The sequence below is a fragment of the Actinomadura sp. ATCC 39365 genome (assembly GCF_054392275.1).
Genome location: NZ_CP184335.1, coordinates 5,111,681 through 5,130,836, shown reverse-complemented (window position 1 = coordinate 5,130,836; position 19,156 = coordinate 5,111,681). Strand labels below are relative to the sequence as shown.

Annotated in this window: 18 protein-coding genes; 6 read left to right on the top strand and 12 right to left on the bottom strand. The window is 71.6% G+C overall.

Going from position 1 to position 19,156, the window contains the following annotated elements:
• Positions 1-61: 61 nt before the first annotated feature.
• Positions 62-1,249 carry a methionine adenosyltransferase gene (metK, locus tag ACNF49_RS25280; RefSeq protein ID WP_482945204.1) on the bottom strand — a complete coding sequence of 396 codons (1,188 nt, stop codon included), beginning with the start codon at positions 1,247-1,249 and terminating at the stop codon, positions 62-64.
• A gap of 405 nt (positions 1,250-1,654) precedes the next feature.
• Here metK and ACNF49_RS25275 point away from each other — a divergent pair, with 405 nt between their 5' ends.
• Positions 1,655-2,473: an S-methyl-5'-thioadenosine phosphorylase gene (locus ACNF49_RS25275; protein ID WP_357982086.1), complete on the top strand. Its 819-nt coding sequence runs from the start codon at positions 1,655-1,657 to the stop codon at positions 2,471-2,473.
• A gap of 83 nt (positions 2,474-2,556) precedes the next feature.
• On the opposite strand, the gene ACNF49_RS25270 is transcribed toward ACNF49_RS25275, so the two are convergent.
• The 3 genes from ACNF49_RS25270 to ACNF49_RS25260 form a co-directional block, all read right to left on the bottom strand.
• Positions 2,557-2,820 carry an acyl carrier protein gene (locus ACNF49_RS25270; RefSeq protein ID WP_482945203.1) on the bottom strand — a complete coding sequence of 88 codons (264 nt, stop codon included), beginning with the start codon at positions 2,818-2,820 and terminating at the stop codon, positions 2,557-2,559.
• Positions 2,821-2,873: 53 nt separating this feature from the next.
• The gene (locus ACNF49_RS25265) at positions 2,874-3,116 is read right to left on the bottom strand and encodes a phosphopantetheine-binding protein (protein WP_357982092.1); all 243 of its coding nucleotides are present in this window, start codon (positions 3,114-3,116) and stop codon (positions 2,874-2,876) included.
• 123 nt (positions 3,117-3,239) lie between these two features.
• Positions 3,240-4,172 (bottom strand): prephenate dehydrogenase, encoded by a 933-nt coding sequence (locus ACNF49_RS25260; protein ID WP_482945202.1) that lies wholly within the window; start codon positions 4,170-4,172, stop codon positions 3,240-3,242.
• Positions 4,173-4,329: 157 nt separating this feature from the next.
• On the opposite strand from ACNF49_RS25260, the gene ACNF49_RS25255 reads away from it, so the two are divergent.
• Positions 4,330-5,115, top strand: coding sequence for an alpha/beta hydrolase family protein (locus ACNF49_RS25255; protein WP_482945201.1), 786 nt, complete (start codon positions 4,330-4,332; stop codon positions 5,113-5,115).
• Here ACNF49_RS25255 and ACNF49_RS25250 read toward each other — a convergent pair.
• Both ACNF49_RS25250 and ACNF49_RS25245 read right to left on the bottom strand, forming a co-directional pair.
• Positions 5,096-5,689 (bottom strand): TetR/AcrR family transcriptional regulator, encoded by a 594-nt coding sequence (locus tag ACNF49_RS25250; protein WP_482945200.1) that lies wholly within the window; start codon positions 5,687-5,689, stop codon positions 5,096-5,098. The two genes, ACNF49_RS25255 and ACNF49_RS25250, sit on opposite strands and share 20 nt — an antisense overlap.
• A gap of 63 nt (positions 5,690-5,752) precedes the next feature.
• Complete coding sequence (locus ACNF49_RS25245; RefSeq protein ID WP_357982103.1) at positions 5,753-6,985, bottom strand: serine hydrolase domain-containing protein; 1,233 nt, start codon at positions 6,983-6,985, stop codon at positions 5,753-5,755.
• A gap of 241 nt (positions 6,986-7,226) precedes the next feature.
• Here ACNF49_RS25245 and ACNF49_RS25240 point away from each other — a divergent pair, with 241 nt between their 5' ends.
• The gene (locus ACNF49_RS25240) at positions 7,227-8,003 is read left to right on the top strand and encodes a MerR family transcriptional regulator (RefSeq protein WP_482945199.1); all 777 of its coding nucleotides are present in this window, start codon (positions 7,227-7,229) and stop codon (positions 8,001-8,003) included.
• 28 nt (positions 8,004-8,031) lie between these two features.
• Here ACNF49_RS25240 and ACNF49_RS25235 read toward each other — a convergent pair whose 3' ends face one another.
• The 5 genes from ACNF49_RS25235 to ACNF49_RS25215 all read right to left on the bottom strand — a co-directional run bounded on the left by ACNF49_RS25235 (position 8,032) and on the right by ACNF49_RS25215 (position 12,804).
• Entirely contained in the window at positions 8,032-8,841 is an 810-nt protein-coding gene (locus tag ACNF49_RS25235) for an NAD(P)H-binding protein (protein ID WP_482945198.1), read from the bottom strand.
• 78 nt (positions 8,842-8,919) lie between these two features.
• Positions 8,920-9,867, bottom strand: coding sequence for a cytochrome P450 (locus tag ACNF49_RS25230; RefSeq protein ID WP_482945197.1), 948 nt, complete (start codon positions 9,865-9,867; stop codon positions 8,920-8,922).
• 9 nt (positions 9,868-9,876) lie between these two features.
• Entirely contained in the window at positions 9,877-10,191 is a 315-nt protein-coding gene (locus ACNF49_RS25225) for a hypothetical protein (RefSeq protein ID WP_482945196.1), read from the bottom strand.
• 642 nt (positions 10,192-10,833) lie between these two features.
• Positions 10,834-11,769: a MarR family winged helix-turn-helix transcriptional regulator gene (locus tag ACNF49_RS25220; RefSeq protein WP_482945195.1), complete on the bottom strand. Its 936-nt coding sequence runs from the start codon at positions 11,767-11,769 to the stop codon at positions 10,834-10,836.
• A 60-nt stretch (positions 11,770-11,829) separates the two neighbouring features.
• Positions 11,830-12,804, bottom strand: coding sequence for a TetR/AcrR family transcriptional regulator C-terminal domain-containing protein (locus ACNF49_RS25215; protein ID WP_482945194.1), 975 nt, complete (start codon positions 12,802-12,804; stop codon positions 11,830-11,832).
• A gap of 168 nt (positions 12,805-12,972) precedes the next feature.
• Here ACNF49_RS25215 and ACNF49_RS25210 point away from each other — a divergent pair, with 168 nt between their 5' ends.
• The 3 genes from ACNF49_RS25210 (at position 12,973) to ACNF49_RS25200 (ending at position 15,824) form a co-directional block, all read left to right on the top strand.
• Positions 12,973-14,217 (top strand): FAD-dependent monooxygenase, encoded by a 1,245-nt coding sequence (locus tag ACNF49_RS25210; protein ID WP_482945193.1) that lies wholly within the window; start codon positions 12,973-12,975, stop codon positions 14,215-14,217.
• 11 nt (positions 14,218-14,228) lie between these two features.
• A complete protein-coding gene (locus ACNF49_RS25205) occupies positions 14,229-14,678 on the top strand; it encodes a VOC family protein (protein ID WP_482945192.1) in 450 nt (149 codons plus the stop codon).
• 213 nt (positions 14,679-14,891) lie between these two features.
• Positions 14,892-15,824, top strand: coding sequence for a hypothetical protein (locus ACNF49_RS25200; RefSeq protein WP_498702980.1), 933 nt, complete (start codon positions 14,892-14,894; stop codon positions 15,822-15,824).
• On the opposite strand, the gene ACNF49_RS25195 is transcribed toward ACNF49_RS25200, so the two are convergent.
• Positions 15,806-19,078 (bottom strand): zinc metalloprotease, encoded by a 3,273-nt coding sequence (locus ACNF49_RS25195; RefSeq protein ID WP_482945191.1) that lies wholly within the window; start codon positions 19,076-19,078, stop codon positions 15,806-15,808. The two genes, ACNF49_RS25200 and ACNF49_RS25195, sit on opposite strands and share 19 nt — an antisense overlap.
• Positions 19,079-19,156 lie beyond the last annotated feature (78 nt).

Sequence of the window (19,156 nt, the reverse complement as noted above, 5' to 3'; positions counted from 1 at the left end):
GCTGACTTCCCGCCGCCGTTTCCAGCCATTTTCTTTTCCTCGGAGTTCACCGGGGCCACGGTCACACCCCGGCCGCCGCCCGCAGTTCCTCCGTCCGGTTCACCCGCTCCCAGGTGAACTCGTCGCGGCCGAAATGGCCGTAGGCGGAGGTGCCCGCGTAAATGGGACGCAGCAGGTCCAGGTCCCGGATGATCGCGGCCGGCCGCAGGTCGAACACCTCGCGCACGGCGTCGTGGATGCGCCGCTGAGGAACCCGTTCGGTGCCGAAGCACTCCACGAACAGGCCCACCGGCCGCGCCTTGCCGATCGCGTACGCCACCTGCACCTCGCACCGCCCGGCCAGCCCCGCGGCCACCACGTTCTTGGCCACCCAGCGCATGGCGTAGGCGCCCGACCGGTCCACCTTGGAGGGGTCCTTGCCGGAGAAGGCGCCGCCGCCGTGCCGGGCCATGCCGCCGTACGTGTCGATGATGATCTTGCGTCCGGTCAGGCCCGCGTCGCCCATCGGGCCGCCGACCTCGAACCGGCCCGTCGGGTTGACCAGCAGCCGGTGGCCGGTGGTGTCGATCCCCGCCTCGGCCAGCACCGGCTCGACGACCTCACGCGTGACGTCGGGGGTCAGCATGTCGGCGAGGTCGACGTGCGCGGCGTGCTGGGTGGACAGCACGACGGTGTCCAGGCGGACCGGCCGGTCGCCCTCGTACTCGACGGTGACCTGCGTCTTGCCGTCCGGCCGCAGGTAGGGCACCGTCCCGGACCTGCGGACCTCGGCCAGCCGCCGGGCCAGCCGGTGAGCCAGCATGATCGGCAGCGGCATCAGCTCGGGCGTCTCCTCGCACGCGTAGCCGAACATCAGGCCCTGGTCGCCGGCGCCCTGCCGGTCCAGCTCGTCGGCGGCGTCCGCGCCGCGGTGCTCGTAGGCGTCGTCCACGCCGCGGGCGATGTCGGGCGACTGGGTGCCGATCGACACCGACACGCCGCAGGAGGCGCCGTCGAAGCCCTTCTGGGAGGCGTCGTAGCCGATCTTCAGGATCGTCTCCCTGACCAGGCCGGGGATGTCCACGTACGTCTGCGTGGTGACCTCGCCCGCGACGTGCACCATGCCCGTGGTGATCAGCGTCTCGACCGCGACCCGGCTGCCGGGGTCCTTCGCCAGCAGGGCGTCCAGGATGCCGTCGCTGATCCTGTCGGCGATCTTGTCGGGGTGGCCTTCGGTGACCGATTCGGAGGTGAACAAACGACGTGACACCGACGCCTCCTAGTAGGGCAGCCGGCGCCCGGCGGGCGTGCGCAGGTCGAGTGCGGTCACGGGGGTACGCGGTTTCTTCGGCCTCTGCACGCGAATCACTTTGGGCATGGAATGGCTCCACATCTCGGTGGCGGGAAAACTCGAATTTCCCGGACACAGATCATCCAAGATTTCGCGTCGAGCATTCTTCTCCGATGACCTGCGCGACGAAGGTTCGTTTTCGAGAATAACCACGGCCGGGCGCGGCGGGTTCTTTCCCTGTGCGGCGTCGGCACCGGTCGGGCAATCCAGGAGATGCCCCGGACGCGCCGGGAGGCCACGATGCTCCTGATGCCCGGACGGCTCCTTCCGCCGGGCGGATCACCTACGCCGGGTCCCGGCCGCACCGGCGACGAAAGGCTGATCATGAACGGAATCGGCGCGGAGATCGGGATCATCGGCGGGAGCGGGTTCTCCTCGGTCGCCGACGGGGCCCGGGAGGTCGCGCTCACCACCCCGTACGGCGAGCCGTCGGCGCCGCTCTCGCTGGCCCGGGTGCGCGGCCGCACGGTCGCCTTCCTGCCCCGGCACGGTCGCGACCACCGCCGGCCGCCGCACCGGATCAACTACCGGGCCAACCTGTGGGCGCTGCACTCGGTGGGCGTGCGCCAGATCCTCGCGCCGTGCGCGGTCGGCTCGCTCCGGCCCGAGCTGGGGCCGGGCGTGATGGTGGTGCCCGACCAGCTCGTGGACCGGACCTGCGGTCGGGTCCGGACCTACTTCGACGACGCGGCGGTGCACGTGCCGTTCGCGGACCCGTACTGCCCGGTGGGCCGCGAGACGGTGCTCGACGCCGCGGCGGCGACCGGCCAGGACTGCGTGGACGGCGGGACGACGGTGGTGGTCGACGGCCCGCGCCTGTCCAGCCGGGCCGAGGCCCAGTGGTACGCCGCGCAGGGATGGTCGCTGCTCGACATGACGGCCTGCCCGGAGGCGGCGCTCGCCCGCGAACTGGCCCTGTGTTACGTGCCGGTCGCGCTGGTGACGGACCTGGACGCCGGGCTCGGCGTGGGCTCCGGCGCGCGGCGCGACGAGCTCTTCACGATCTTCCACGAGGGGCTGGACCGGCTGCGGGCGCTGGTGCTGGCGACCGTGGCCCGGCTGCCGCGCACCCGTACGTGCGGCTGCGCGCGGGCCCTGGAGGACGCCGCCCTGCCCGCCGACGCGGACCACCTTCCCGCCTGAACCGCTTGCGGTTCGTCGAGTTGCGGTTCGTCGAGCACACGGAAACCCGGGTCCCCGCGGGAACCCGGGTGTGAGCGCGGGGTCTACACCGCCATCGGCACGTGCGCGTCCAGGGCGACGCGTTCGACCAGCGCCTCCAGGTTCGGGTCCGCGTCGAAGACGTCGCCGACGTCGATGGAGATGCCCAGCTCCTCCTTGATCCGCCCGACCAGCCGCGCCGCGGCCGCGAACTCCCCTTCGAGGTCGGAGAACGTCGCCGCCTCCAGCCCCTTGGGCACGTCGAGCACCTCGTACCAGATGTCGCCGACCTTCTCGCGAAGCTCGGCGAGGCTGAGTTCGCCGGTCATGGGCCGTCCCTTCTCAAGGTCTGCTGGTGATTGTCGCAACGGCGCCGCGGCGGCTACATCTTCGAGGATGCCCTGGCCCTGACCTGGCCGAGCAGCGCGTCGAGCGTCCCGTCGCACAGCAGGACGGCCGGTTCGACGGCCACCCCGAGCCGGTCCTCGATCCGGGCGGCCATCCGCAGCGCGGCGAGCGCCGTGCCGCCGAGCTCGCCGAAGGTGGCGCCGGCCTCGTCCGGGCCGGCGCCGAGCACGGTGTTCCAGATGTCGGTGACGTGCCTGTCGACGTCCGCCGGGTCCACGTCGCGCGTCCTCCCGTGAGGCTCCCTTGGGGGGACCATAAGCCGCGGGGGCGGCGGACGCTTGTCCTCACGTGCGCACTCGGGACCGTTCGTCCGCGCGGGCCCGTCAGTCGCGCGGCGGGGTCAGGACGCGGCCCGTTCCGCCTCCCGTGTGCGCGACAGCGCCCGGACGATGCGCGCGTGCCCCTCGTTCCCCCTGGCCAGCACCTCGGCCACCGGGCCGTCGTCGGCGGCGCGCAAAGCGGCGGCGACGCGGCTCAGGTCGCGGGTCAGCGCGTCCAGCAGGTCGGCCACGGGGATCGCGTTGTGGGCCAGGATGTCCCGCCACATGCCGGCGGGGCTGCCGGCCACCCGCGTCACGTCCCGCAACGCCCCGGCGGCCAGCGACAGCCCGCCGGCCTCCTCACCCGCGCTCCCGTCCGCGTTCCCACCGGCGGCCGGTTCGGCGGGCCCGTCCTGGTCGCCGGTCGCGAACCGGGCGGCGAGCGCGGCCGACAGGACGAGCGGCAGGTGCGACACGGCCGCGGCGGCCCGGTCGTGGGCGTCCGGCGCGAGCAGTCGCACCTCGGCCCCGCACGCGGCCGCCAGCGCCGCCACCGTGCGCAGCGCGCGCGGCGACAGGGCCGGATGGGGGCACAACGCCCACGTCCTGCCCTCGAACAGGCCCGCCCGCGCGGCCCCGGGCCCCGACACCTCCCGCCCGGCCATCGGATGGCCGGGCACGTAGCAGGACAGGTCGCAACCGCTGCGCTCCGCCTCGGCGAGGATCCGCGTCTTGGCGCTGGCCACGTCCGTGTAGACCCTCCCCAGCCCGCGGGCCTGCGCCTCCCGCAGCACGGCGGCCACCGACGAGGGCGGCGTGGCGATCACGACGACGTCGGCCGGGCCGGCCCCGGCCCGCAGGGCGGTGCCCGCGCCCATCCGCGCGGCCTGCGCCAGCGCCCACGGATCGTGGTCGGCCAGCTCGACCCGGACGCCCGCCCGCCGCAGCGCGCACGCCACGGACGTGCCGATCAACCCACAGCCGATCACCACGACACGGCGGATTGGGGACATGGCCGAACCTCGCTTCCCTCGGACGTCACTCCCCCATGGTCGCGGCGCGAGGCGCCCGGCGGCGGTACGCGGCCCGTCTTCTTGCTGCCGCCCCGCGGCACGTTCCTGCCAGCGCAACCCCAGGTCAAGCCCCTGGACACGCTCCTACGATCACGACATGTCCTACCAAGACCTGCTGTCCCGACCGGTACGCCCGCCCGACCGCGTGCTCCGCTACGGCGACCGCCACCCCGACCAGGTGATCGACCTCTACGAGGGGACCGGCCGCCCGCCCCTCGTCCTGCTGCACGGCGGCTACTGGATGGCCGAGTACGACCGCAGGCACGCCCGTCCCATGGCCGTCGCCCTGGCCGCGCTCGGCCACCAGGTCTGGCTGCCCGAGTACCGCCGGGTGGGCCAGGAGGGCGGCGGCCACCCGGGCACGTTCGACGACGTGGCCGCCGCGCTCGACCTCGTAGGGGCGCAGTGCCCGTCCGGGGTGCTGCTGGTGGGCCATTCGGCGGGCGGTCACCTCGCGCTCTGGTCGGCGCTGCGGCACCGCCTGCCGCCCGGCTCCCGCTGGCACGCCGAACCGGCGGTCCGCGGCGTGGTGGGGCTGGCCGCCGTCTGCGACCTGGGCGAGGCGTACACGGCGGGGCTCGGCGGCGGCGCGGCCCGCGCCCTGCTCCACGACCGCGCCGACCTGCTGGACGAGGTCGACCCGGCGCGCCTGCTGCCCTACGACCGGGGCCCGCTGGTGCTGGTGCACGGGGTCAAGGACCGCGTGCTGCCGGTGTCGATGAGCCGCCGGACGGCGGCGGCCGAGCCGTCGGCGATGCTGATCGAGCCATCGGACGCCGGCCACTTCAGCCTGATCGACCCCCTGTCGAGCACCTGGCCCCTGATCACCGCGGCCATGGAGGCCGCGGCGGGGCGGAGCGCAATCAGGACGGTCCGGGCGTGAGCGCGCCGACGACGCGGGCGAGCAGGGCGGCCCACTCCTCGTCGTCGACGGCGTGCAGGTCGGGCGTGACCAGGGCGCTGCCCATGGACAGCAGCAGGCAGAAGTGGGCCAGCGCGGCGGGCGACAGCGCCGGGTCGAGCTCGCCCCGGTCCTGGGCGAGGCGGCCCAGCGCGGCCATCGACCCGGCCCGCTCGCCGACGTAGTCACGCATGGGCCGGGCGACGTCCTCGTCCCGGCGGGCGGCGACGAGGGCCTCGACGATGAGGTAGCTGCGGGCGTCGCGCCGCTGCGGCAGCCAGCGTCCGATCTCCAGCAGCAGGTCGGGGACGGACCGGTCGGGGTCGGCGGCGAACAGGTCGGCCAGCCCTCGCCGCCCGTGCGCGCGCAGCGCCGCCACCAGCAGCTCGGCCTTGGAGCCGAAGTGCGCGTACAGCGCGCCGTTGCTCACCCCGGCGGCGGCGGCGATGTCGGCGACGCGGGTGCCGTCGTACCCGCGTTCGGCGAACGCCTCCGCGGCGGCGCGCAACAACCGTTGACGAGTCTCGGCGGCGGTGACGCCGGCGATTCGGCCCATGGCAGCATTAAACAGCCCGTCCACCCGGGGCGTGACCATCGACGGCACCCCCGCTCAAGCCGGTCAGTCGTCGAGGGCCTGGTAGAGCGTGGTCCAGAAGTCGTTGATGAGCCGCATCGAATCCGGGGTGGACATCCCGACCTGGGTGAGCAGGATCCCGGTGAGCCGCCTGGCCGGGTCGGCGTAGGCGGTGGTGCCGGTCCCGCCGTCCCAGCCGAACTGGCCGGGGGAGGCGTAGTCGCCGCGGTGGGTGCGCACCGCCATCCCGAAGCCCCAGCCGCCCTGGAGCCCCTGGCCGGCCGACACGTGGACGATGTTCCCGTACATGGCGTCCCGGGCGGCCTGCTGCGCCGGGGTGAGGCGGTTGGTGGTCATCAGCTCGACCGCGGGCCTGGACAGGATCCGTTCGCCGTCGTGCACGCCGTGGTTCAGCAGCATCCGGAAGTAGGCGTGGTAGTCGTCCACGGTGGAGACCAGCCCGCCGCCGGCTCCCTGGAAGGCCGGGGGCCGCGATGTTCTGCCGCCCTCCGCCTCGTCCCACACCAGGAACTCCCCGGTCGCCGGGTCGGGCCCGTACAGGGGCGGCAGCCGGTCGATCTTCGCGGCGGGTACGTGGAAGGCGGTGTCCTTCATCCCCAGCGGGTCGAGGACGCGTTCGCGCAGGAACGCCTCCAGGGACCGGCCCGCGACCCTGGCGACGAGCACGCCGACCACCTCGTTGCTGAGGTCGTACTGCCACCGCTCCCCCGGCTGGTACGACAGCGGCAGCTCGCCGAGGCGGCGCATCCACTCGTCCGGGTCGGGCGCCGGCCCGGACGCGATGCTGTAGTCGGTCCGCTCGAAGGTGGCGGCCCGGATCGGGGAGTCCAGCAGCGTGAAGTCCATGCCGAGCCCGAACGTGGAGGTCAGCAGGTCCCGCACGGTGATCGGCCGGCGCGCCGGCACGGTGTCGTCCAGCGGGCCGTCGGGACGCCGCAGCACCCGCCGGTCGGCCAGTTCGGGCAGCCAGGGATCGACCGGGTCGTCCAGCCGCAGCCGGCACTCGTCCAGCAGGACCATCGCCGCCGCCATCGTGACCGGCTTGGACGTGGACGCCATCCGGAAGATCGTGTCCCGGCTCATCGGCGCGCCGCCCTCATGGCGCATGGTCCCGAGCGCCTCGACGTGCGTCTCCTCGCCCCGGCCGACCAGGGCGACCAGCCCGGGGATCCGCTTGGACGCCACGTGCCGGGCCAGCACCTCGCGCAGCCGGCGCAGCCCTGCTTCGGAGAAGCCGCTGTCGTTCGCAACCGTCATGGTCCCTCTTTCCGTGGTGGTGGTCGTCGTCCGGCACGGCTCGAAGGTGTGGCGGACGAGGCCACCGGCTCCTTCGAGGTGGCCGTACGACGAGCCTGGACCCTGACCCAAGGTCAAGGTCAACCTCCGGCGCCCGCATTCAAGGCCGCGCGCGCTACCCTCGGCCCTGTGAATGCCCGCAACCCGTACCCGGACGGCGACCGGCGCGCGTCCGCCTGCCGTCCGCAGATGCGCTGAGCCGATGAGGGACGGGCTCACGATCGGTCAGACGGCGGCCTTCGTCGGCGTCACCGTCAAGACCGTGCGGCACTACCACCGGCTCGGCCTGGTCGCCGAGCCCGAGCGCGACGGCTCCGGCTACCGGCGTTACCGGTCGGCCGACCTGGTCCGGCTGGTCCAGGTCCGGACCCTCGCCGCGGCCGGCGTGCCGCTGGCCGAGATCGGCGACCTGCTCGACGCCGATCCCGAGCCGTTCGCCGCCGCCCTGGACGACGTCTGCCGCCGGCTGACCGAGCGGATCGAGGACCTGACTGCGCGCCGCGACACGCTGCACCGCCTGGCCCACGGCGACCGGGTCCTGCTGCCCGACCGGGCCTGCGCCGTCCTGGACCGGCTGACCGCCGCCGGCTTCGACGCCGACTACGTCTCCACCCAGCGGGAGGCCATGGTGCTGACCAGGGCGCTGATGCCGGCGATCTTCGACAGCTTCCTGACCCGGCTCGAACACTCGCTGGACGACCCCGAGCACGTCGAGCTGACCATGCGCGCCCTGGAGGCGAGGTCCTGGGACCCGGACGACCCGCGCATCGAGGAACTGGCCTCCGCCCTGGCCGCCAAGCTGCTGACCGGCCCGGGGGCGCGGGCGATGCCGGCCGGGTTCTGGAACCGGTCCGACGCCGCCGCCCGCTACGAGCTGGTCAACCACCACGGCGAGGGCCGGGAGCCGTCCATCGCCCGGCTGAACGCCCTGGTCGAGGCGGAGCTGCGAGCGGCCGGCATCGACCTCCTCCGCCAGTGACGGCCCCGGCGGGAGCCGTGTGCCTTCGCTACCCCAGGAACTCCCGCAGCGAGCGCGGCGGGCGGCCCAGGAGGTCGGTCACCGTCGTGGTCGTGGTCGCCCAGCGCCCGTCCCCGAGCTGCGACATGAGGGTGGCCAGGTCGTGGGCCGCGGCAGCGGGCATGCCGCGTTCCGCCAGGTGCACGGCGGCCTCCTCGACGGGCAGGTCCACGTAACGCACGTCCCGCCCGAGCGCCCGGGTCAGCTCGGCGGCGATCTCGTCATGGGTGGGCGCCACCGGGCCGGTCAGCTCGTGGACCGCGTCGGCCCCGACGGGGCGCCTCAGCAGCACGGCGGCGACCGCCCCGATGTCACGCGCGTCGATGTACCCCACCCTGCCCCTGCCGTACGAGCCGACGATCCGCCCCTCCTCGTCGACGTCGCCCGCGAGATTCTGCATGAAACCGACGGGCGCCAGGATCGACCACGGCACCCCGGAGGACTTGAGGTGCTCGTCGACCTGCCCGTGCAGGCCGAACCCGAGCAGGCTGCCCGGCGTGACCCCACGTACGGACACGGTCACCACCTGGGCGACCCCCGCGGCCGCCGCGTGATCGATGACCGCCTGGTGGGCGCGCGCGAAGCCCGGCCACAACGCGCTGTTGAGAAAGAGCCTGTCCCCCGGCTCGACCGGGATGCTCTCCGGCCGCTCCAGGTCGCCGACCACGTAGTCGCAGCCCAGCTCCGCAGCCAGTTCCACGCCCTGCTCCGCGCGCCGCACCACGGCCCGCGCCGCGCCGCCCAGCTCCTCGATCAGCGCGCGCCCGATCGTGCCCGTCGCGCCCGTCACCACGATCATCACGCAACCCCCTGAACGGAATGCCGGCTTCCCGTTCTACACCAAGCGGAAGGCCGTCGTCCACTTAGGTGGGGACGGTCAGCCGATGCGCAGGGGCAGGGTGCGGGGGCCCCGTACCTGGCTGGCGGCCCAGGTGACGGCGTCGGGGTCGGCGAGGGTGAAGGTGGGGATGCGCTGGAGCCAGACGTCGAGGGCGGTGCGGAGTTCCATGCGGGCCAGGTGGGAGCCGACGCAGCGGTGGATGCCGAGTCCGAAGGCGGCGTGGCGGTTGATGTCGCGGTCGATGCGGATGTCGGTGGGGTGGTCGAAGTGGTCGGGGTCGCGGTTGGCGGCGGGGAAGGAGAGCAGGACCCAGTCGTCGGCTTTCATGTCGACGCCGTTCCAGTGCATGTCGTGTTTGACGAGGCGGGCCATGGTGACGGGGGCGTAGGCGCGCAGGAACTCCTCCATGGCGGTGGGGAGCAGGGCGGGTTCGGCGACCAGGCGTTCGCGGTCGGCGGGGGTCTTGGCCAGGTGCCACAGGGACGCGCCGATCGCGCTCCAGGTGGTGTCGATGCCCGCGATGAGCAGCAGCGTCATCGTCCCGACGACGTGGACGGGGTCCAGCTTCGCGCCGTTGAGCTCGGCGCCGAGCAGGTACGTCGTGAGGTCGTCCCGCGGGTGGGCCAGGTGGTCGTGGATCTGCTCGACCAGGTAGGACGACAGGTCGGCGAAGCGCTCCAGCCGTACCTCGGTGGGCTCGTTCACGCTTTCCAGGGCGTTCTCCACGAACCCCCGGAACCGGTCGGCGTCCTCGGGCGGGAAGCCCAGCATGTCGGCGATCACCCGCATCGGGATGTACTGGGCGTACTCGCGGGCCGCGTCCACGACCTCCCGCCCTTCCAGGCCGTCGATCAGCTCGTGACACAGCGCCCTGGTGCTCGCCTCACGCCTGGCGACCGCCGTCTTGGTGAAGGCCGGCAGCAGTAACTTGCGCGCGTCGTGGTGGAAGGGCGGGTCGGACGAGATCGGCGGGACCCCGCCCACCGGCGCGAGCTACCGGGGCGGCTTGACGTTGCCGACGACTACGGCCCGGGAGGAGAACCGCTCGGTGTCGTAGGCGACGGCCGCGATGTCGTCGTAGCGGGTGGGCAGCCACACCCCGCCGAACCGGTCGGTGTGCGCGATCGGGCAGCGCCGCCGCAGGTCGTCCTGGATGGGGTACGGGTCGGCGGCCCACTGGGGGTCGACGTGGGAGAAGTCGGTGGCCCAGTCGGAGACCGGATCGGTGACGATCTCGCTGACGGTACCGCGCAGCCGGTTCCTGCGCGCCTCTTCCAGCTCCGGGCCGAAGCGGTCGTCCACGGTCATCTCGCAGCTCCATCCCTGACGTCGATGAACCGGTCGGAGTCGATCCGAGGTGAATCGCACCCTCACCCGAATTAAAAAAGCATTCATTTGATACGTCAAGACACCCCCACGAACGACGCCGATTGTCTGGCATCGCTCAACTTCGGTCCTGGATCTGACAGGCGCCGCGCAGGCGATAAGGAGTCGGTCCGCCGGACCGAGGGCCGTGAGTGGGCGCAGTTCTTCGGCAGCCGGTTATGCCCGACGTGTCTGGTGGCGCCGGAGGGAGCGAGTCTCGCTCACGGATGCCGGCTCCGTTACGATGCGGTGCGCTCCTCAGCGGGACCGAATGCGATCAGCCGATCCCGCAGATCAGCACGAACGCGGCGAGCGACAAACTCGCTGATCAGCAACAGCTCGTGCTTGAGGTGACGATGCGTCGTCGGCCTGCGCTGATCGCAGGTCAGAGGGTAAGGAACCAATCGGCGGCGTGCACAGCGAGCCGGCCGATCATGCGCTGGGGCGCTCGCGCGGCGGACTGACCACCAAGACCCATCCGCCTTGCGAGCAGGGCCGCAAACCGCCGGCCGCGGTGGTGACCGCCGGTCAGCGGGGTGACAGCCCTCAGTTCATCCCGGTGCTGGGCAGGATCGGGGTCTCCCGCTACCAGCTGCGCCACGCTGTGGAGTGCGGCATCAACCCCCGGATCCAGGTCCTGTTCGGTGGTGCGCCGGCAGTTCGGTCGGCAGGCGGGTCAAGATGTGGCGGTCCTCGACGGCGAAGGGGGGCGAGGAGGTCGACTTGGACCTTGTCGATGGCGCGGTCGATGCGGTGGAGTTGACGGCGGCCGGCCGTGGTGAGGGTGACAATGTTGCTGCGCCGGTCGTGCGGGTCGGGGGTGCGTTCTACGAAGTCCTGGGCCGCCAGGTCGTTGAGGGCGGCGGCGACGTCGCTGCGGTCCATGATGGTGCGACGGCCGAGGTCGGCCTGGCTTGCCGGGCCGTACTCCTCGAGGGCGGCGAGGAGCCGGTAGTGGTAGCCGCGTGCGCCCGCATCGGCGAAGGCCTCGGTGGAAAGGCGGCCTGCGTGCGCGGCGACCTGGCCGAGCAACCAGCTGGGCCTGGCGGTCAAGCGTTTAGGAGTCCCCTCCCCTCCGGCCACCTTATCTCGTTGGCACGACCCACGAATCTCCGTACTGTTGGCAGCGCCAACGATGGCTGTGCCAACGAATAGGAGTCGCCATGTCCGCGCAATCCCCACACGCCGACCGCATCGGAAAACCCCCGCGGCGCGCAGCACGCGCATGAACGTGCGTTGCTGCGCGCCTCCCGCGACCGGGCCGCCGAGTCCGAGGCGCGCGAGCCGCAGCAGGACGTCGAAGACACCGCCGCGGTCGGGGCTCATCACCATGGCGGCGCGCATGCCGACCTTGCGCGTGTGCGGGATTTCGGCCTGCTCCTGCGCCCGCTCCCACGCTTTCGAGATCTCAACGCTGTAGGCCCAGTAGCCCGGTACGCCCGGTTCGGCGCCACCGAGCACGCCGGCCGCCTCGCCGTTGGGCGCGTCGAAGCGGTGGGCGTAGACGGTGGCGGTGCTCATCTGCAACCAGACCCGAGGAGGCCGTACGGCGGCCGCGATCGCCTCGGCGGCTGAACACGTTCACAGATGGGCTCGCGCCCAGGAGCCCTGGTCGCCGACCAGGGCTGCGAATCCGTCCAGATGGCGGGCCAGGCCGTACTCGAACAAGACGTCCAGATCGGGCGCCGCATCGCCCGAGATCGTCGCCAGGAGGGGGAATCTTCCGTCGGCGAGGAGCTCCTGCCGGCGCGAGCGCTCGGCTTCCGACCAGCGCTGCAAGGTCATGCCCGTGTTCCGCTCGGCCTCGGCCTCGGCTGCCATGGACAGCCCGACGGTGACGACGAGCGCGTGCAGGGTGAGTGTCTCCTGGAACCGGACGTCCATGGGGAGATGGAGCTCCTCGAGCGCCCGCAGGGTCCACTCGGTTTGGGCCATCATGTTGGGGGCCAGAACGGGCCGCGTGAACGAGACGACATGGGGCAGCCACACGTGCCGCCGGCAGAGCCGCCATTGCCGACGGGCGACCAGTTCGAGCTTGGCGCGCCACCCCTGCGGTCCGCGCTCGGGCAGATCGAGGTCGCCGAACACGAGGTCGGCCATCTGGACCAGCAGTTCCTCCTTCCCGGTGACATGCCGGTACAGGGACATCGGCCCGAGCTCCAGCTTGGCCGCGAGCCTGCGCATCGACAGCGCGTGCAGCCCCTCGGTGTCGGCGAGGTCGACGGCGGCGCGGAGGATGCGCGTCCGGAGCATCTCCTGGTCGGCCGATTCGGCCTGTCGCGCGGCCGTGGTGTCGCGGTGCTGCGGGCGAGCGGGCCGACGACCGGCCTGGGGGCTGACCACTGTGCCCGAACCGCCCTTCGTCTCGACGAGGCCCTCCTCGCGCAGAGCGGCCGTCACCTTGGTCGCGGTGGCGATCGCGACGCCCCACCGCTGCGCGATGGCCCGGATGGACGGCACTCGGTCGCCGGGGCGGAGATCGCCGCCGTCGATCCAGGAGCAGATCTCCGCGACGATCGCCCGGTAGGGCGGCTCCGGGCGCTGCGTCGATGGCACGTGATCCTCCGGTCCGACGGGGGCATGACAGGAATAGCGTACTAGTTCACTTTAACGCTTGCACTAGTTCACTTTTGCTCGCGAACGTGCTTCCACGCCCCCACCACGCTCATACGGTGTACGCACGGGGCGAAGATACGCCGTAGTCACGAACGTGGGGAAGGGCGAATGAAGAACAGGGACATCCTCGTGTCAGGGGGCGGCATCGCCGGGGCGGCTCTGGCGTACTGGCTACGCCGGTACGGATTCCGGCCGACGGTGGTGGAGCGTGCGCCGGCGCCTCGCACGGGCGGTCACGCCGTCGACATCCGGGGCACCGCGCGGCAGGTGATCGAACGCATGGGCCTCGTTCCGCAGATCCGCCACGCTCGCATCGGAGCCCGCGGCATGGCCTTCATCGACGAAAGCGGCAAGCGGGTGGCGAGCCTGGGCACCGACGTCTTCGGGCCGTCCGGCGGGCCGGTCGCCGAGTGGGCGCTCCTGCGCACCGACCTGGCCCGGATCCTCCACGACGCGATCCGCGACGACGTCGAGTACGTCTTCGACGACGCGATCACCGACGTGCTGCAGGACGAGGACGGCATCACGGTGGCATTCGAGAAGGGGGTCTCCAGGCGGTTCGATCTGCTGGTCGGCGCGGACGGCGTCCATTCCAGCGTGCGCCGGCTGACGTTCGGCCCCGAGGAGCGTTACGTCCGCGACCTCGGCTCCTTCATCGCGCTCTTCTCCGTCACGTCCGAGGTGGATCTGGACGGCTGGCAACTCATGTACACCATGCCCGGTGGTGGCGGCCGTGCCGGCAGAACAGCGGGCCTGCGTCCGCTGACCGAGCCGGGCAGGGCCCTCGCGGGGTTCTTCTTCCGTGCCCCCGGGCTCGAGTTCGACCGGCGAGACGTCGCCGCGCAGAAGCAAGTCGTCGCGCGCACCTTCGAGCACGCGGGATGGGCGGTCCCCGATTTCCTGCCGCAGATCTGGGACGCGTCCGACTTCTACTTCGACCGGGTCGAGCAGGTGCAGCTCGGCACCTGGTCGACCCGCCGGACCGTGCTGGTGGGGGACTCCGCCTTCTGCGCCTCTCCCATGTCCGGGATCGGCACCAGCCTCGCCCTGGTCGGCGCCTACGTGCTCGCCGGTGAACTGTTCAAGGCCGGGGGCGACCAGCGGGTGGCCTATGCCGCGTACGAGAGGGGCATGCGCGAGTTCGTCGACCGGGCCCAGCACTTCGCCCGGACCGCCGGCGACGGTGGCCTGATGCCGGACGCGCGGGCACAGATGTGGCTGCGGAACCAGTCCGTACGACTCGTGCGCTTCCTGCCCAGACGCCTGGTCAGCCGAGGTCTGGAGTCGGTGGCCGACACCGTCGCGCTCGACGACTACGCCGATCCGGCACCCCACCGGTCCACCAAGCACTGAAGGAGAGCACCATGCGCGTCAGCACCTTCCTGTGGTTCGACGGCCAAGCCGAAGCCGCGGCCACCTCCTACACTGCACTGTTCGCCGATTCCGGGATCATCGACATCGAGCGCGCCGCGGACGGTCGCGTCATGACCGTCGTCTTCCAAATGGCCGGTCAGCGTTACATCGCTCACAACGGTGGGTCCCGGTATCCCTTCACCAGAGCCTTGTCGATGTACGTGGAGTGCGACGGCCAGGAGGAGGTGGACACCCTCTGGGCGGGCCTCACCGATGGCGGCGAAGAGGGGCCGGGTGGCTCCCTGGTCGATCGTTTCGGGGTGACCTGGCAGGTCATGCCCACGGCCCTGCGGGAGCTCCTCCAAGGCGCCGAACCGGAGGCCGCCGAACGCGTCCTCACCGCCCTGCACGCCATGACCAAGATCGACATCCAGGGACTGGCCGACGCCCGTGACCGGTGATCAGCGCGTACGGGCAGAGCAAGCGATGCGCACGGACACAGCTCGGCGCTCCTGGCTGACGGTAGTCCTGTGCCTGTTGCGCACAGAGAACGCATGTTTCGTACCAGTTCGAGTTCCGCCCGGCGGCAGTCAGACACCGGCCGCGCCTATCGATGGAGGTACGCCCGCCATGGAATCCGCGCGCCCCCGCCTTCGACCTGGCATCGTCGAATCATGGTCGTCGCGCGGACTTTCCGGACCCCACTGGTCCTGATCTCCGGCGCCATCGTGTTGGCGCTCGCCGGGTGGTGGCAGTACCAGGCGGCCATCCCCTCGTTCCCCGTCGTCGCCGAGCCTGGAACGGTGGGAGTGATCATCTTCGGACCGGCCCACGACGTCGAGATCACGCTGCGCGTGTCCGACGGATCAAGCCTGGCAGTCGTGGTCCTGGCTACGTTCGACCCGGACGAACCGGCCCGGCCCGCCATCCCGGCGTCGCGATGCGTTCCGATGCGGGTCTACCACTCCGTCAGCCGCCCGTCGCCGCCGCGAGAGACCGAGCTCTGCCCCCCGGCTCCATCAGCCGGGAAGTACCGGGCCGCGGGAGGGGCCAGCTTCACGGTGTCCGATCCGATGGTAGCCCGGAGCGGGTCCAGCACCGTCGTACGAATGCCCCGGTTGAGCCCGACCTGGTTCGGAACGGATTGGGACTACGCGGTCGTGTACGAGGGCTCCTTCGACCGGACCGGCCAGGACGCTGAAGACCAGCTCAAGCCCGAGGCGGTCTCTCCCGACTACGGGGGCCCCGGCCTGCGATGGACACGCGAGCATCTGCGCGCCAACACGCAGTACCCCGACCCCGGTCCCTACGGCACCTTCACCGACGTCCCGGCCGAGAAGGCGGCGAGCCGCTCGCTGTTCTGGGCCGGCCTGCTCGGTGGGGCCGCACTGTCGGTGCTGGCGTGGGCGGGTGACGTGGCCCTGGCACGACGGACCGAACGGCGGCGCGAGCAGGAGCGGCGGGCCGAGGAGGAAGCCCACCGGCGCGAGATCGCCGACCTGGCCGCGCAGCGGGTGCTGGCGGCTCTCGCCGAACGGGAGAACGAACGACCCGGCGGGTTGCTCCGCCGGGTCGCCCGATGGGCCGGTCAGGGCATGCGGAGATAGGCCAGGCCGAACGAGCTGTCACCGGGGGTTCCCGCGGCGGTGTGGCACCAGACGTCGACCGTCACCCGGGGTGCGGCGGCGTAGGAGTTGACGTTGCCCAGATGGCAGTACCCGCCGCCCGTGCCGGTGGAGGTCACCTGGATACTGTCCCCGACCTTCCCCAGGTTCTCCCAGGTCAGCCGGTAGTTGCCGGTGCCGAGCCGGGTGAGGGCGGGGGTCTCGCCCGTGCTGCTGTAGGAACGGGCGGGGTCCACGTCGCCGGTCACGGTGACATACGCGGCCGGTGTGGTGACGTCCCGGTGGAGTCCCGCGCCTTGGGTGTACGACAGCAGCCAGGGCGAATCGGCGGGAGCGCCGCCGCTGATCGCATGACAGACGACGGTGATCTCCAGGCGATCGTCCCCAGGCTGGGTGGCCGCCGGGTTGCACCGGGCGGGGGTGCCGTTCCCGTAGGGCGTGACCTGGACGTACCCGGTCCCGTCGGCGAACGCCCGGCCGTCGAGGGTGACCTGGTAGCGGCCTGCGGACTCGCGGACGACGCGATCGACGCCGCCTCCGGAGTTCACCGTGCCCGTGTTGAGGACGGGGTTCAGCGTGTGGACGCCGCCGGCCGTGTCGTCGTACCGGATCGTGGCATAGGGGGTCGTGCCGGGGCCGAACTCGGCGAAGAAGACCGTGAACCACCAGTCCGCCGGAGCGCCGTTCTCGTTGAAGCAGCGCACCTGCACCAGCTGGTCGGGCCCGTCGGGCGCGTATCCGGTGACGCCGCAGGTGCGGCCCCGGTAGGCGGTCCGGTACGGGGTGACGTGCGCGATCCCGCCGGGCGACGCCACCCCGGGCAGGCGCACGTCGTAGGTGCCCGTGCCGGTGTGCACCACCGTGGCGCGCCGGTTGGCGGTGGCCGGGTCGAGGCGCCCGGTGCTCCACTGTCCTGAGGTCGTGAGCGAGGTCACCGCCCCCAGCGGGGCCTCGGCGGGGGTGGCTCGGTCCATGTAGGCGTAACCCCAGCGCGGCGACGTCACCGGCTTCGGGCTGTCGGCCGCCACGACGGCGTCGAGGAAACGGGCGCGGTGCGCCGTGATCTCGTCGGTGGTCATCTCCGGCACGTCGCCGGGAGCGGGGAGGTCATCACCGGAACCGGGAGCGATCCGGATCCGCGACCAGTCGTTGGAGCCGACCAGCACACCGTCGTCGACTTTGTACTTGTGCTCTTGGGGGTAGTCGAAGCCCTGGGGCACCACGGCCAGGTCGGTCGGCGCGGGGCTGCTGTCACAGACTCCGTCGAGTCCCGCGTAGATCTTGCCGCCCTGCACGCTGTCGTCGTCCGCCCGCCGGCTCTCCAGGCTCCCGTCGGCGGCCTCGATGCAGAGCTGGAATTCCCCGTTGACGTCGACTTCTACGACTCCGTCGTCCTCGGGATCCCAGTCGATCGGGTCGGAGGCGTCGCCGATGTGACGGACGCCCTTGTTGTCCCACCAGGTGGCCATGGCGTGTTGGCCGGTTCCCAGCCCGTTGCGGCCTTCGTCGAGCCGCCAGCGGCGCAGCGGCCAGAGCGTGCTTCTGGAGTAGTCGATCGTGCTGACCTCCTTGAGGGTCTGTTCGAGCTGGTTGCGGCCGACGGCCGGGCCGAGCTGTTCCCTGCGCTGGTCCCATGCGACGTAGTCGGGGATGCCGATGGACGAGTAGGCGTAGTTCATCACCGACAGATAGTTCGGCTTGTAGTTCACGTGGTCCTGTCCGCCGTGCGCGAGTCCAAGGGCATGTCCGAGCTCGTGGACGAAGGACGCGCTCTGCACTCGTACCGGCGGATTCTGCATGGTGCCGAGGGTGACCACGAAGCCCCATTTCGTGCAGCAACTCCCGCTCCTGTTGGTGTCGTCCGCCCGGTAGCCCCACAGGTTGTAACGGAATAGGCCCCTGCGGACCGCTGAGAAGTGGGCGTCGGCGAACTTGTAGTAGGGCAGCACCTGGTGGGGTGCGTGGACCAGCGGCCGCATCCGTTCCGCCTGGTCGACGGGGATGCCCTCGTCGAGGTCGACGAGCAGTTGGACACCCGCCGTGGGAAGGTGCCCGTAGGGGCAGAAGGCCTGCGGGCCGCGCGGGGCGTCGGCGAACATGGCGATCGCCTCGTCGATCGCGGCGCGGTCGGGCATATCGCTGACGTCGCGGTCGGTGTCGTGGAGCCAGTCGATCTCGACCGCGATGGTCTCGCGGCAGGGGTCGGAGCCGTGGTCGGGCAGCCACGTGTCGACGACGCCCTGGTCGCGGATGCCGTGCAGCTCAATCCGGTCGCTGAGCCCGTCGCCGTCGCTGTCGTGGTCGATCGTGGTGTAGAACTGGTCGGCGTTCTTCTGGAAGAGGTGCAGATCCTTGCCCGAAGACGCGGCGTGGTCGAGCAGGATGCGTCCCGTGTCAAGATCCCGGATGCGCAGGGACCGCAGGCTCCAGTTGTCGGTGCAACAGTCGTCGGCGTAGTTGATGTGCTCGATGGTGAAGCCGTTGGCCAGGTCGGCGGCGGTGGCGCAGCCGGCCAGATGGGCTCGCCAGGTGTACTCGACATCGGGCTGGTCACTGGTGTTGCCCTGGTGGTAGGGGCGGGGTGGGGCGTACGCGGGGCGCTCCTCGAAGAGGAACACGAGGTCGCCGAGCCTGATGATCTCCAGGGAGTCGTTCCGGAGCCCGTACGTGCCGACTCCGATGGTGAACTCCATCCGGCAGAACGTGCGGGCCGGATCGGCCGGCGGGTCGGGCGGGTGCTCGCCGTCGACCGGGATCCGCAGGATCTGACCGGCGTTCTTCTGGAAGTAGTGCACGTACTCCCTGCCGGGTGGGGCGGTGAGTTCGGCCAGGACGGCTCCGCTCACCGGGTCCTCGATGCGCAGGTATTTCAGATACCAGTTGTCGGTGCAGCAGTCGTCGGCGTAGTTGACGTGCTCGATGCTGAAGCCGTCGGCCAGATCGGCGGAGGTGGCGCAGGTGCGCAGATACCCCGTCCACCGGTGTTCGGTGTGGGGCCGGTCGCCTGTGCCGCCCTGATGGTAGGGCCGGGGCGGCGCGTAGAGCGGGCGCTCGGTGAACAGGAACGCCTTCTCACCGAGCCTGACGATCTCCAGGGAGTCGTCCCGGATCCCGTCATCGCCGGTCCCGATGACGAACCTCAGACCGCACAACTCGGCCGCCCACGCGGGTGGGGCCGGGAGTGCCACGAGAACGGCGGCGACCAGCAGCACCATGGCGGCGGCGAGTCGGGACATGGGCAACCTCCGGCGGGTGAGTTCGGCACACCCAGGATCGGATCGGGCCACTCACGCGAGCATCGGGGGAACCACGGA

What these genes read in the sequence shown, in the direction of transcription:
- ACNF49_RS25275 (WP_357982086.1), top strand. Translation starts at nt 1,655, where the DNA reads ATGAACGGAATCGGCGCGGAGATCGGGATCATCGGCGGGAGCGGGTTC.
- ACNF49_RS25270 (WP_482945203.1), bottom strand. Translation starts at nt 2,820, where the DNA reads ATGACCGGCGAACTCAGCCTCGCCGAGCTTCGCGAGAAGGTCGGCGAC.
- ACNF49_RS25260 (WP_482945202.1), bottom strand. Translation starts at nt 4,172, where the DNA reads ATGTCCCCAATCCGCCGTGTCGTGGTGATCGGCTGTGGGTTGATCGGC.
- ACNF49_RS25255 (WP_482945201.1), top strand. Translation starts at nt 4,330, where the DNA reads ATGTCCTACCAAGACCTGCTGTCCCGACCGGTACGCCCGCCCGACCGC.
- ACNF49_RS25250 (WP_482945200.1), bottom strand. Translation starts at nt 5,689, where the DNA reads ATGGGCCGAATCGCCGGCGTCACCGCCGCCGAGACTCGTCAACGGTTG.
- ACNF49_RS25245 (WP_357982103.1), bottom strand. Translation starts at nt 6,985, where the DNA reads ATGACGGTTGCGAACGACAGCGGCTTCTCCGAAGCAGGGCTGCGCCGG.
- ACNF49_RS25240 (WP_482945199.1), top strand. Translation starts at nt 7,227, where the DNA reads ATGAGGGACGGGCTCACGATCGGTCAGACGGCGGCCTTCGTCGGCGTC.
- ACNF49_RS25235 (WP_482945198.1), bottom strand. Translation starts at nt 8,841, where the DNA reads ATGATCGTGGTGACGGGCGCGACGGGCACGATCGGGCGCGCGCTGATC.
- ACNF49_RS25225 (WP_482945196.1), bottom strand. Translation starts at nt 10,191, where the DNA reads ATGACCGTGGACGACCGCTTCGGCCCGGAGCTGGAAGAGGCGCGCAGG.
- ACNF49_RS25220 (WP_482945195.1), bottom strand. Translation starts at nt 11,769, where the DNA reads ATGAGCACCGCCACCGTCTACGCCCACCGCTTCGACGCGCCCAACGGC.
- ACNF49_RS25210 (WP_482945193.1), top strand. Translation starts at nt 12,973, where the DNA reads ATGAAGAACAGGGACATCCTCGTGTCAGGGGGCGGCATCGCCGGGGCG.
- ACNF49_RS25205 (WP_482945192.1), top strand. Translation starts at nt 14,229, where the DNA reads ATGCGCGTCAGCACCTTCCTGTGGTTCGACGGCCAAGCCGAAGCCGCG.
- ACNF49_RS25200 (WP_498702980.1), top strand. Translation starts at nt 14,892, where the DNA reads ATGGTCGTCGCGCGGACTTTCCGGACCCCACTGGTCCTGATCTCCGGC.
- ACNF49_RS25195 (WP_482945191.1), bottom strand. Translation starts at nt 19,078, where the DNA reads ATGTCCCGACTCGCCGCCGCCATGGTGCTGCTGGTCGCCGCCGTTCTC.